The organism is Spirosoma gilvum, assembly GCF_054776815.1.
In genome coordinates this window covers 704,126-718,275 of record NZ_BAAHBH010000001.1, presented here as the reverse complement: position 1 = coordinate 718,275, position 14,150 = coordinate 704,126, and the positions used below count along the sequence as shown (strand labels likewise).

At 48.8% G+C, this 14,150-nt stretch carries 9 protein-coding genes; 8 read left to right on the top strand and 1 reads right to left on the bottom strand.

What is annotated here, in order from left to right:
• The first annotated feature begins 4 nt into the window (after positions 1–4).
• From ACYVFD_RS02870 to ACYVFD_RS02840, 7 genes are all read left to right on the top strand, one after another.
• Positions 5–1,441: an MOP flippase family protein gene (locus ACYVFD_RS02870; RefSeq protein ID WP_461088244.1), complete on the top strand. Its 1,437-nt coding sequence runs from the start codon at positions 5–7 to the stop codon at positions 1,439–1,441.
• Positions 1,442–1,539: 98 nt separating this feature from the next.
• Positions 1,540–2,496 (top strand): hypothetical protein, encoded by a 957-nt coding sequence (locus ACYVFD_RS02865; RefSeq protein ID WP_461088243.1) that lies wholly within the window; start codon positions 1,540–1,542, stop codon positions 2,494–2,496.
• 157 nt (positions 2,497–2,653) lie between these two features.
• Positions 2,654–3,526, top strand: a complete 873-nt coding sequence (locus ACYVFD_RS02860; RefSeq protein ID WP_461088242.1) for an alpha-1,2-fucosyltransferase — start codon at positions 2,654–2,656, stop codon at positions 3,524–3,526.
• 33 nt (positions 3,527–3,559) lie between these two features.
• Positions 3,560–4,654: a glycosyltransferase family 4 protein gene (locus ACYVFD_RS02855; protein ID WP_461088241.1), complete on the top strand. Its 1,095-nt coding sequence runs from the start codon at positions 3,560–3,562 to the stop codon at positions 4,652–4,654.
• A 79-nt stretch (positions 4,655–4,733) separates the two neighbouring features.
• The gene (locus tag ACYVFD_RS02850; RefSeq protein WP_461088240.1) at positions 4,734–5,594 is read left to right on the top strand and encodes a glycosyltransferase family 2 protein; all 861 of its coding nucleotides are present in this window, start codon (positions 4,734–4,736) and stop codon (positions 5,592–5,594) included.
• A 112-nt stretch (positions 5,595–5,706) separates the two neighbouring features.
• Positions 5,707–7,194: a gliding motility-associated C-terminal domain-containing protein gene (locus ACYVFD_RS02845; protein WP_461088239.1), complete on the top strand. Its 1,488-nt coding sequence runs from the start codon at positions 5,707–5,709 to the stop codon at positions 7,192–7,194.
• 217 nt (positions 7,195–7,411) lie between these two features.
• Entirely contained in the window at positions 7,412–8,188 is a 777-nt protein-coding gene (locus tag ACYVFD_RS02840) for a glycosyltransferase family 2 protein (protein WP_461088238.1), read from the top strand.
• Positions 8,189–8,339: 151 nt separating this feature from the next.
• On the opposite strand, the gene ACYVFD_RS02835 is transcribed toward ACYVFD_RS02840, so the two are convergent.
• A complete protein-coding gene (locus tag ACYVFD_RS02835) occupies positions 8,340–12,569 on the bottom strand; it encodes a carbohydrate-binding protein (protein WP_461088237.1) in 4,230 nt (1,409 codons plus the stop codon).
• Positions 12,570–12,852: 283 nt separating this feature from the next.
• Between ACYVFD_RS02835 and ACYVFD_RS02830 the strand changes: the two genes are divergently transcribed.
• Entirely contained in the window at positions 12,853–14,052 is a 1,200-nt protein-coding gene (locus ACYVFD_RS02830) for a glycosyltransferase family 2 protein (RefSeq protein ID WP_461088236.1), read from the top strand.
• The last annotated feature ends 98 nt before the right edge of the window (positions 14,053–14,150 follow it).

Here is a 14,150-nt window from a genome sequence, read left to right as displayed (position 1 = left end):
CGACATGAGTCATAAGCAACAGGCAATTAGTGGTGGAAAGTGGATGAGCATCTCAACTGCGCTGTCGACCCTGTTTCAGTTTGGACAGGTAGCGGTGCTGGCTCGGCTGCTGGAACCATCGGTATTTGGCATTGTTAGTGTCAGCACCCTCCTGATTGCGTTCTTTAACATTTTTGCCAACCTCGGCTTTTCCAATTCGATCATTTATAAACAGGAAGACGACCAGCAGGTGCTGTCCACCATCTACCTGCTGAATCTGATCTTGGGGCTGGTTATTGGCATCGTTGTTTTTTTTAGCTGGCCACTGGTAGCCGCCTATTACAAAGAACCCCGCCTGGAGGCCGTCATTAAGCTATCGTCTCTGTATTTTATTGTGGTTTATGTGGGCCAGATTTACCTGTTCCTGCTTCAGAAAGAGCTTCGGTTTAAGGCCGTGGCCACCATCGATATGACAGGTACGTTCATCGGTACCGGCACAACGATCCTGCTGGCGTATAACGGCTTTGCGGAGCTGGCTATGATATTTGGGCAATTGGCTCAGCAAAGTGCCAAATCGATTCTTCAGATCATCTACGGACGGCGGCATTTTACGCCTACCTTAAAATTTGATCTGGCGCTTATCAAAGATCACCTCCGGTTTGGTCTCTACAATGTAGGTGATGGGATTGTCGGCTTTATACAGGCCAACTCTGATAATATTCTGGTAGGCGGCTTGCTGGGCGTAAAGCCCCTCGGCTATTACACGCTGGCCTCTCAATTAGCCGTTTTTCCGATTGCCCGGCTTAACCCAATTGTGCTCCAGGTAGCGTATCCGATTCTGGCCAAACTGAAAGGCGATACGGACGAACTAAAAAAATCGTACCTGACCATTCTGGATTTGCTGAGCTATGTCAATCTGCCCCTGCTGGCGGGTCTGTTCATTACGGCCGATAGTGTGGTACCGCTTTTCTACGGGCCTGGCTGGGAACCCACGATTCTACTGATCCGCATTTTTGTGTTTGTCAGCATTTTCACCTTCCTGAGCAATCCTCTGTTCACGCTGGCTTTTTCGAAAGGGAAGCCCAAGCTTCTATTTCAACTCAACGTCGCGACGCTTTTTATTAAGATTCCGCTCGTTTATGTGCTTGCGCAGTATTGGGGAGTTGTGGGCATTGCAGTCGCCTTTATGCTGGCAACCCTGGCCAATATGCTCCTCAATTTCCGAATCGTTCATTCGCTCATTGGTCCATTTCTGACCGAATTCGCCCAAGCCATTGCCAAACCGATCGTATTCTGTCTGTTGATGGTGGGTGCCATAATGCTCTACAAATCGTACGTCGATACACTGAGTGTGGTGCATACCATTGTGGAAGTCGTAATAGGTGCATTGATATTTATTGGCTTAACCATACGTTTCAAATTCCCATTAGCGGAGTTGAAAACGCTGGGGAAAGCTGTGTAATTAATATGATTTACGGTTTACGGTGGCTGACGCAAGAAGTATTGATGCGTCAGCCACCGTAAACCCAATACTGAGACCCGAAACTTGAACTAGAACGTATGCAACGGCTTATTTTAAAATCTTTATATGTAGTAGCCTGGCTGAGATACCCGAAGCTTCGAAAGGATCTGCGGTATTTTGTTCGGGATAATTACTACTGTAAACTGGTTCAGGGCCGTTACGCCATTCGGGATTATGCCCTCAAAAAGCACTACAAAGTCATTAGCTATCAGGGCGAATTCGATCAGGAGCTGCGGTATGTGCTGCCCTTTGCCTATTGGCATCATCTGAACGGGACACTGAAAAAAACCATTTCGGCCAAAAACACGAAGGAGTTTTACTTTTTCAGTGCCAACCACGAAGAGCGGTTTACGAAGCGGATCTGGACGGAGTCATACGACCATTACGATGTGCCGAATATGACCCACAATTACTTCTACAGTTTTCAGAAGTGGGCACAGGTACCCTACAAGGAAACGTATCGAAACGACATCTTCGTGTACGATAAGCCGATCCTGGTCATTGCCAACAAATACAATATCGAGTGGGATCAGCCGCCCATCAATTTTCTGGACATTCCCACCCTCGACCGAATCATCAATACATACGGTTCGACGTACCAGATCATTTACAATCGGCCGCTACCAACGCAGATTGTTGGCGACAACAGCGAAACCATGTCGCTCAATGAGCATGCCTGGCTGCGGGAAAACCATCCGAACGTAGTACTGATGGACGATTTGTTTGCCCAATACCACCCTTCGGTTGTAAACAACTACAACCACCTGCAACTGATGGTGTACGCCAACTGTAGCCATTTCATTTCGATGCATGGAGGTACAGCCGCATTTGCCAGTTGTTTTGGCGGTACCAACATCATCCTGTCGAATCCGAACTGGGGGCACGAGCACGCTTTTCATGAATACCAGACGCTATTCCCCAAGTTGTCGGGCGCAACAATTCTGCACGCCCGTGACCGGGAAGAAGTTATAAACCATTTGAGTACCCATTACTAACGTAGTAGACAGTAACCTTACCTCACCCCAACCCCTCTCCTAAAACGGAGAGGGGCTAAAAACTGGGAACAAAGCCCCTCTCCTGTTTTAGGAGAGGGGTTGGGGTGAGGTCATTTTTAACCACCGTTCCCTCTTTTGACTAAATAGTCTTAATACAATGATTATCAGCCGAGTAACCAGTGGCTTAGGGAATCAGCTTTTTCAGTATGCGGCTGCTCGCAACCTCTCCCTGAAAAATAAGTCGGCGTTTTACGTCGACCTGAGCTATTATTTGTACGAGTACCCGGACGATACGTCGCGTTCGTTCAAGCTCGGATTCTTTTCTGTTCCCTACCGTATCCTTCAGGAGTCGCCCGTCGAATACCTGTCGAAGTCGACGCGGCTATTACCGAATCGTAGTTTACCGCCTTTCTTCAAGTTCCTGAAAGAGAAGCAGTTTCACTACGACGAGACTATTTTAAAGACCCATGCTGCCTGTATCATCATGGAAGGGTTCTGGCAAACGGAGCGTTATTTTCAGGAGAATGCCGACAGCATCCGCCGTGAACTGCAGTTGAGTAAGACACCCAGCTCTGAATTCGATAGTTACCAGCAACAGATTCAGGATACCCCCGTTCCGGTATCTGTCCATGTCCGCCGGGGCGATTACGTCAATCACCCGGAGTTCAGCAAAACGTTTGGCTTCATTGGTATCGACTATTACAAAACGGCCATTCGCCATCTGACCAAGGAGATCAAAAATCCAGCCTTTTACATCTTCAGCGACGATAAAGAGTGGGCACGGGAGAATTTGCCGCTGCCTGCCGACAGTGTATTTGTGACCAACACCGGACCAAGTGGCGATGTGGCGGATCTGGTTCTGATGAGTAAATGCCATCATCACATCATTGCAAACAGTTCGTTCAGTTGGTGGGGAGCCTGGCTCAACCCCAACCCCAACAAGCTGGTTATTACACCCAAACACTGGTACAAAAATCAACCCACCTGGAATACGAAAGACCTGCTTCCATCGACCTGGCATTCGCTGTAAGCAACCAATCTGGCACCACAACCCACGACTTAAATGAAAGTTTTTATTGATCACCAGAAATTCAGTACGCAGAAGTACGGCGGTATCAGCCGATACTTTGCCAACATTATTGAAGGAATCAAACACTCGGATTCGATTACGTATCAGTTAGGGGTTGTGCACGCCAAAAATCACTATCTACAAAACGAACCCCTCCCGCTCAAAGGCGCCCTGAGTGATAAGATTTTGAGTCGGAAAGATAAACTCGATTATCTGCTGAATCAGTTTTACTGCGAACGGCTGCTTAGTAAGTCAGAATTTGACGTTTTTCACCCAACTTACTACGACCCGTATTTTTTCAAACAGCTCAAAAAGCCGCTGGTCGTTACGATCCATGACCTGACTTACGAGCGATTACCCGAATATTTCTGGGCGCAGGACCCCCTCACCTACCAGAAACGACTCAATATTGAGCGGGCCGACGCTATTATCGCCATTTCAAATACTACCCGGAATGATCTGCTCCATTTTTTCAAGGTCGATCCGGCCAAAGTATCGGTGATTTACCACGGTATTGATATTGATACGCCACTCCAGTTTGCCCCAGTTCCGAATCTGCCAGAGCGGTATGTGCTTTTTGTGGGCGACCGAAGTGGCTATAAGAACTTTTATCTGTTCATGAACGCGATCAAGCCTTTGCTACTCAGCGACCCTGGCCTGAACGTGATCCTGACCGGTGGCGGAAAGATCGAAATAGCCGATCAGGAATTTTTAAAACGACTGGCACTTAGCGATCAGGTCAGGCATATCAATGCGACCGACGAGCAACTAAACATGCTCTACCAAAAGGCGCAACTCTTTGTGTATCCGTCGCTTTATGAAGGATTTGGCTTACCGATTCTGGAGGCATTCAAGGCGCGTTGTCCCATTTTGTTAAGCGATACGGAGTGTTTTCGGGAAGTGGCCGCCGATGCGGCTGTCTTTTTCAAAGCAACCGATCAGGACGACCTGACCAGTAAGCTTTCCAGCACGCTGGCCGACAGTACCTTACGAGCCGATCTCGTGGCGCGAGGAACCAAACGATTGGCCGATTTCCCGCTCAAAAAATCGGTTGATGCGACACTCGATGTGTATAAATCATTGGCCTGATGCTCATTCTAACTGAAACGCTGCGGCCTATTATAAAACCTGATATGCTGTCTATCATCATTGATTAACTCATACGATTATGAACCTGTTAAAAGCCCCCGACTGGATAAACGAGTTCAATTTCAAGTATAAATCATTCGACGAGATTCCTCAGTCGGTTTTTGATACCATCAACCAAAATCTTGATGGTATTCAGAAGCCCGACCCATTGGTGAGCATTGTGGTTCCGGCCTGGAACGAGGAAGTTAATATTCTTCGGAGTGTTGCGTCGCTGGCGAAAATGAAAACGGATATTCCGCTGGAGATTCTGATCGTGAACAACAATTCAACGGATCAGACCCAGAAAACGCTCGATAAGCTCCATGTGCGCAGCGTATTCCAGTCCATTCAGGGCTGGGGCCCTGCCCGACAGATGGGGCTCGAACAAGCACGCGGCAAATACCTGCTGACGGCCGATTCAGACTGTCTGTACCCACCCGATTGGGTCAACGAGTTGATGGCGGTTCTGCAGCAGCCGGGCGTGGTGTGTGTGTACGGCCGCTATTCATTCATTCCCTCACCCGGATTTTCACGCTGGAAACTGTCGCTGCTCGAAGCCATGAAAGATGGTATGGCCGAACTCCGGCATATGAAACGACCCCATCTGAACGCCTATGGGATGAGCCTTGGCTATATCCGTGACTATGCGCTGAAGGTCGGCTATGTGATGCATAAGATTCGGGGCGAAGACGGACGTATGTGCTTCGACTTGATGAAATATGGCGAGATAAAGCAGGTGAAATCGAGTAAAGCCCGCGTCTGGACAGGCACGCGTACGCTCGAAAAAGATGGTAGTTTTTCCCGAACGGTATGGCTGAAAATTGGAATCGAACTACGTCGTTTTCGCGGCTTATTCGTTTCCCAGGCCCCGCACGACACCAAAACGTCAACAAACAATTAACGTCTGTTGTCAGACTGGCTCTTTGGCCTCTGAAGTTTCATGAACTGACTATAGAGAGCCAGACCCATCCTTTCAACAACTTGTATATACTCAACAGAACCTCTAGCCAACCATGCCCTCACGTCAATCCGTTTTCGGCTGGATTGTTCCCTTTTTGCTGGTATTGGCAACAGGTACGCTGTGTCGGGCCCAGTGCAGTCAGGGGTCGATCATCTGCGAAACGTTTGGTGCGGGTGTTCGTGGGGCCTTACCGGCTGGACAAACAAAATTCACCTATAAACCCATCGCCTGCCCGGAAGATGGCGAATACAATGTGATGGATACTGTATCAGGAAGTTGCCACGGACAGGCCTGGCATTTTGTACCCGAAGACCATACTCCCGGCGATGTTCGGGGGAATATGTTCGTGGTCAATGCTTCCTACCAGCCCAGCGAATTTTATAGCCAAACGGTAACTGGCTTATGCCCCGGTGTTACGTATGAGTTTTCGCTTTGGGCATTGAATTTAAATAAAGTGATGGTAGCCGGTCCCTGCGACGAGTTCAGCCTTCGCAATCCAATCATTGTCATGCGGATCGAACAACCAGATGGTACACTCATTCGCGAGCTTACCCAACCTGCCATTCCCCGATCCAATACGCCCACCTGGGTGCAGTTGACCATGCAGTTTGCCATCCAGACCAACGTGAATGATATTGTGGTCAAACTGGTAAATCAGGGGCTTGGCGGCTGTGGCAATGATCTGATCATCGACGACATTGGCTTCCGGCCCATCCATCCAGCCCTGACCATTCAATTTGCCAACTCAACGGCCAATGAGGTATCGGCCTGTGCTCACAGTTCCCTAACCCTTCGGGTAGGAGCGGCTGTTGGGTATCCGAACCCGGTTTATTTATGGCAGCAAAGCCGCGACAATGTGAACTGGACAACGGCACCCGGTTCGGGCAAAGCGAGCTACACGATCAATCCGGTTCAGAAGGGGCGAATGTATTACCGTCTTCGCAATACGCAGCCGATCAACGAAGCGGCCGTCGGGCGGTCGCAGTGCTCGGCCGAATCGAATGTACTGGTGGTGGATGGAATACCCGATGCTCCGGTCAATTTAGGCCCTACCCTGACCTTATGTGAGGGCACATCGGCCATTTTTAGTGTTCCGGATACCCTGTCCCCGGCAGCTACGTTCGTCTGGTCGGACCGGAGTACCAAGCGGCAGTTTACGGTCACAACAGCGGGTACTTACTGGCTGGAAACAACCCTGAATGGCTGCCCCTACCGCGACTCGGTCGATGTTATCGTTCAAAACTGTCATCTGGAAGACACCTATATACCTGATGCTTTTACGCCCAATGGCGATGCGGTGAATGATCAGTTACTGATTCGTCATGCGGGTCAATTTATCAGGTATCATTTCCGGGTTTACGACCGATGGGGCAACCTGATTTTTGCGAGTACCCAGCCCGAAAATTCCTGGGATGGCACTTACCGAAATGAACCTTGTACCGTTGGTACCTATGCCTGGACATTCGACTACAGCATGCGCAGCATAACGAGCGAAGAACGTCATTTTACCCGAAGTGGTTGGGTCTTACTAATTCGGTAACCCTACATAGACAAAGAAAGAAAATACAAACAACTAGAGATGGCAACCCCGAAAAATAGTAACTTATTATATACTCAGACGATTTTCTTCCTCTGTCAGACTTCTGTTGTTAAGTCTATGATTTATACGGTTTCTGCTGGCGCTGCTGATCCGCTGACGGCCAATTGTACAAAAAATTGATAAAACCTTAAACCATTATACTGGTAAAAATTCGTTTATGAAAAACACCTACGACTTTCCCGACGTCAGCCTTCTGGTTACGCACTATAACCGCAGCCACTCGCTCGAAAACCTGTTACAGAGTTTTCGGCAGCTAAACTGCCGTTTTGGCGATATCGTTGTGTCGGACGATGGAAGTAAGGAACATCACCGCACCTATCTGGAAAAACTTCAGCCTGAATATGGCTTTCAATTAGTGACTACTCCCGTCAACAAGGGCCTGGGCAATAATATCAATAAAGGTCAGCTTGCCGTTCGAACACCGTACACCCTATACGTACAGGAGGACTTTGAGCCCACAACGGCCTTCCCCGATCGGCTGATCGAATCGCTGGCTATTCTCAACAAAGAGCCTCAGTTCGATATTGTACGGTTCTATGCCTATATCCGCTATCCCTATCTGAAGCCCTACAATAAAGCCTTTTCGGAAATGTTTATTCCGCCCTGGTCCATCAATTACAAGAAATTATACGAATACAGCGACCACCCACACCTTCGTCGGAGTACGTTTCTGGATAAGTTCGGGCGGTACAGGGAAGGAATTCACCCCGACCAGACCGAATATCGTATGAGCATTGCGTTTATTCAGAAGAAAGGAAAAGGGTTGTTTTACAACAACTATACGGAATTGTTTTATCAGAAAAATAGCCAGGAAGAACCCAGTACCATCAGTCGTAAATACTGGACATTCAGTAAAAATCCAGCGATAGCCACCGTTCGGTATATCTATCGGCTTATTAAAATCAATTATGACATTCGCTTTTTACGGCTCTAACCACTTTCTATTCAGCTATCATTTTCATAACCTTTACGAATGAATTAGCAATACGACTTATCCCATTCCTGACAGGGTATATTGACAAAAAAACAGGGTTTCACTCCTTAGGCGAAGCAAAACCCTGTTCTGGCAATCCTACGTTTCTACCTTAGTGAACCCGTAGTACTTTCTGCTGTACACGTTCACCATCCTGCTTGACTTCCAGGATGTACATGCCAACCGCCAATTGAGTCAGGTCCAGTTTTTCGGAGAATCGGTCGCCGGTTTTATGGATTTTAGTGGTCTGCTGAATCCGCCCCTGCCCGGCGTCGAACAACGTTACATCGAGCGGTGAGCTACTGATCCGCTCAACATCGATACTTACATAACTGGTCGTCGGGTTTGGGTAAACGCGAATCGACTCGGCAAGGCTTTTATCTTCCTTTGCGACACTGGCGGCTACCCGTGCATTAGGAGACGCGGCACCAGGTACCACAAACATCGGTGTTTCGGTTACAGTTAGTTCCAGCTTCCCTTGATTGGTGCTTACCGTTTGTAGTTCCATGTCGTTACTACCCACCTTAGGCCGATAAATCTGCGCCTGCGTGGCAGCTCCCAAATCCAGCGTATAGGTTGCCGTCCGGCCAACTTCATCCGGCACCACCAGCACGTAAGCCGATTTGCCGTCTTTTTCGTACCGATCCACAAACGGGTCGCGGTTGAGGGTCTCTTTGTACGCATACTCCCCAAACAACTTATTGGTCTGATAGAGGAAATCAGCAGCGGGTCGTCGGGTCAGATTATCGCCATTGGCCAGTCCCGATGTGCCGAACATGCCACCCGAACCGTTGTCGTCGTAAAGCTGATAGAAGAACAATTTTTCGATGCCTTCGCGAGCGTACAGCAAAGCCGTTCGCAAAATCCAGTCGCCCTGAGTTTCGAGAGCGGACTTGTTGCCTATCGGAATAGCACGGATAGGGCTACCCTGATTGACATCATACCCTGCTTCGGTAATCCAGACGGGCATATCGTAGGATTGCAGGTGTGCCGTTTTCCGGAAATCCTGCGCAATTTTATAGATCGGCGCTACTTCTGGAGCCGCTCCCCGAGTTGATGTTCCACTCTGCGACGACGAGGTATTGTCGGAATACATGTGGTAGTTGATAATATCCCAGCACAGGTTAACCGTTCCATCTGGTTTATACCCCCGGTACTGGATGCACCAGTCAATCATTCCCTTCACATAATCGGAACCGGCCGAGGCCGACGCCAGTCCGCCAATGACCACTTTCACCGATGGATCGGCATTTTTCACCCCCACACCTGGTCCCATGGTGTTTTTATGCCCATCGTAGAAGGCCGACAGGTTAGCAGCATATTCACGGGCGGTCTGATACGCTTTGCGGCCTTTCCACCACTTATCGCGTTCGTTATCGCATTCGATGTATTTGATCAGGCCCAGGCCAATTTTGACGCTGTTTGGATTATCTCCCGTCCAGCGTGGGGTGGTATTGACGCTCAGCAAAGCGGGGTTTACGTTCGGATTGCTACCATACCGGGCCATATACTGGAACCCTGCCTTTGCCTGTTCGATGTACGAATGAGGGTCGGAGAAATCTTTGCCGTAGCGAACCGGCACATTTTCGGCATCGCGCTGGTCGCTGGGGTAGGTATTTACCATCCATTCGGGCAGCGTTTTCAGGCAGGCCAGCACCTCAATTCCCTCGGCTTTACAGCGCTCGTAGATGGCATCGTAGTTCCAGCCTCCACTTAGGGTAGGATTGTAGGAATAGTCGCCTTCGTTCGATTCCAGCTTATTCCAGTCCATGTAATGCCGGATGCCCGAAAAGCTTTTCACGATATTCATCTTCGCTTCGTTGATCTGCCAGGGCGTGTTTCCATCCTCAAAATTCCATTCGTAGGCATTCACACCCAGCATATCTTTCAGCTTCACGGCTTTGGTAGGTGCAGGCGTTACGATCTGGGTCGAGGGTGTATAGGAACCATACAACTCCATCTCCGTTGGGAAAGCGCTATAGGAGTTGATTACCAGATAGCGGGCATTCGTGATGGGAACATCCAGCTTGAATTTTGCATCGCCCGAAGTTGATCGGCTCGGATACGGCCCTACCCAGGTCGCATACTGATCGCCGGTGAAGGTGGCAATGGGAATACGCTGCCATTGATCGGTAATGATCGACAGAGTCAGCGGATTATCCGTGAAATTGCCCGTGAAGTCGTAGAATTTGACACTTTCAATCGTCATCGACTCACCCGGCAAAAGAGGGTAATAGGCATCGTAATTGGACAGTACCTTACCCCAGCCCGTTTCGACGTTCACATCGGTGATGCCATCAAACAGACCGTCCAGACCATTGCTCACATTATTGAGCTGATACCAGCGCTTGGGATCAATCGTAATTTTCTGACCCAGCGTAACGGTAGAGGCCGTAACCGTCTGCGTCTGCGTTACATCTGTAGCCGCCAGGAAAGACGTAGAAGCGGCCTGAGATGCCGTAATGGTTGCCGTTCCTGTTCCTACAACCGATGCTTTCCAAACGCCCGTTGCATTCGACACCGAAACGACCGATGGATTGGATGACGTAAACGTTACAGGAGATTCGGCATTGTTACTGGTAGCACTCAGGGTAAAGTCGGGATCACCCACGGTTTTATTGGGCAAAGCGGCAAATGTAATCGTCGCCGGAGCCTTCACCGAGCCTCCCTGAATCACATTGAACCAGTTAAAATTCCAGGTGCCGGGGTTCGTGTAGATGCGCAGAACCTGACTCCCTGCCGGTAAGGTGGCTGTTGTGCTGATGGTCTGCCAGTTTTGCCAGCCACCAGTTCTTGGAACGTCGACACTGCCCAGTGTGGTGCCATCCTCCGACTTAATAAAGATGACCCCATTTCCATAGCTATTAGCGACCCGGAACTGGAACGTATATATACCTGCCGAAGCGACATTGACATTATAGTCCATCCAGTCGCCATCATCGATATTACCCAGGTTTTGCCCACCACCCTCATCCGAGGTTGTTTCGGGCCGTACGTCGCTGGCTACGTCAAACGATTCGGCTTCGAGCTTACCCGGCAAACTCCGGCCTTCTGAAGCTTCGAACCAATTCAGATTCCAATTTCCTTTCACTACATAAAGCCGTAGTGTTTGGCTGCCCGCCGTCAGATGAACCGTAGCACTGATGGTTTTCCAGCTTTGCAGACCACCCGTCCGGGGTACATCAACTGCTTTCAGTACGGTGCCGTCGGCTTTGCGAAGTTCAAATTGGGCCCCATCGCCCCAGCCATTGGCCACCCGGAACCGGAATGAGTAAACCCCACTATGAGCCACACTCACGTTGTAATCCATCCAGTCGCCATCGTCGATGCTGCTAATATTCTGTCCACCGGTTGCATCGGCCGTAGTTTCGGCCTGGACACCCTGCATTGCCGTATAGTCTTCCGCTTCCAGATGACCCGGAATTGAGCCGCCATTCTGGATTACATTGAACCAGTTAAAATTCCAGGTACCGGGATTGGTGTAGATACGCAACACCTGACTCCCTGCTGGTAAATTGACGGCCGTACTTACGGTTGCCCAGTTTTGCCAGCCGCCGGTGCGGGGTACATTCACGCTACCGAGTGTCGTACCGTCTTCCGACTTAATAAAGATAACCCCATTTCCATAGCTATTCGATACCCGGAACTGGAAGGTGTACTCGCCCGCCGAAGCGACATTGACATTATAATCCATCCAGTCACCATCGTCGATATAGCCCAGGTTTTGACCACCACCCTCATCCGAGGTTGTTTCGGGCCGTACATCGCTGGCTACATCAAACGATTCGGCTTCGAACTTACCCGGCAAATTCCGGCTGGCCGATGCTTCGAACCAGTTGAAATTCCAACTTCCCCGCACAATATACATGCGTAAGGTTTGGCTGCCCGCCGTCAGATGAACCGTAGCGCCGATGGTTTTCCAGCTTTGTAACCCACCCGTCCGGGGCACATCGACTGCTTTCAGTACGGTGCCGTCGGCTTTGCGAAGTTCAAACTTCGCATCGTCGACCCAGCCATTGGCAACCCGAAATCGAAATGAATAAACACCGTCCTGTGGTACGTTGACCGGATAATCCATCCAGTCACCATCATCCATATAACCGATGTTTTGACCACCACCCTCATCGGCAGTAGACTCGGGCTGAACACCTTGCATGGCGCTGTAATTTTCGGCCTCAACATGTCCGGGCAACGTCACTTCACTAACAAGGCGATTGAAAAGCAGGTAACTATAGGCGTCGAGGGTGCGGCTTAAAAAAGAGGCAAGTCCACCGGGCCTTGATAAGACCACCGTGGTAACGGTAAGTAGGGAGAAACAGACGAATAATAGAGTTTTTTTCATGTGGGAAGGCTGAATTTAAATTGACGAATTACGGAGAACTTCAACAAATAGAACAAGATAACAATCAGATTGTAAGCTTGTTAGAACTACAATCGGCTAAAATACACCAATTTTTTCATATATCAACTCAAACATAAGACTTTTGTTGTTAATCAAAAATATATCATTTACTATTTATTTACCATTATCAAAATCATATAAACATATAAGATACGTCATTTCGTATTCATAGTTTTTTTATGTTATTTTGTTTCTAAGCATACATATTCCGAAAGGCCTGCCTATGATAGCGTCTCTTTACTATTTTATCTTGCTGTTGATTACTGGCTATCTGGTATTCAATGTGTTCTATTTGTTTACAACCGCAGTAGCAGGCCGTCTAGGAAATGCCGATGATTCGCTGGATACCAACGCCACCCTTCGGCGGATTGCGGTGTTGATTCCGGCTTATAAAGAAGACGGTGTGATCATAGGCTCCGTAGTTGCCAATCTCAAGCAATCGTATCCATCCGACTGGTACGATTTAATCGTGATTGCCGATTCGTTTCAACCGCAAACCCTGGAGCAGCTTTCCTCCTACCCGATCAAAATCATCCCGGTTGAATTTGAGCAATCGACGGTTCAGAAATCAATTAAATACGCATTGAATTCGCTACCAGAAGGGTATTATGACATTATCGTGATTTCGGATGCCGATAACCATATGGCCCCCGATTTTCTGAGCCGGATAAATCAGGCCTTCGAAAAAGGCTGGAAGGCTATACAAGGGCACCGGGTGGCCAAAAACACCAATACCAGTGTGGCTATTTTCGATGCCATGAACGAAGAGGTAAATAATAACCTATTCCGGGCAGGTCAGCGAGCTTTAGGCCTATCAGCTACCCTCATTGGATCGGGCATGGGCTTTGAGCCTATAGCTATGAAACGATTAATGAATCAAATACAGACGGTCAGTGGCTACGATAAGGAGCTCGAAATGCTACTCCTGACTGATGGTATCAAAATCGGCTATCTGCACAAAGCCTTCACGTTTGATGAGAAAGTCCAGAATATCGCCGTTTTTGAACGACAGCGCACTCGCTGGATAGCCGCTCAGGTTTACTTCATCAAAGAATATTTCGCCGTTGGCATGCAGCAACTGGCCCGAGGTAATTTTCACGCATTCAACGCGCTGGTCAAATCGTTATTGCTTCCCCGAACGCTGCTTCTAGTTGCTGTTTTCGCTCTGTTTTTCGTCAACCTGATTATCTACAATCCTGCGCTATTACTTTTCTCGGCTGGATTAATTGGCGTATTATCATTTAGCCTGGCCATTTCAATACCACTGTACTTATGGCGTAAAATCTCAATTCAGGACTTTATGGTTCTGCCACAGCTTATTCTGAGTATGATGCGCACATTACTAAGCTTTAAACAGGCGGGTAAGAAATTCCTGCATACACCACATACCGAAACATCAGAGTCGCAGCAAGAGACGGTATAGGTCAACTTGTTTTATTGTGACCCGAGAATTTCCCCTTTCGTGCTCTCAATTAAAAGAGCCTCCCGGTCGACCGGGAGGCTCTTTTAATTGAGAGCACG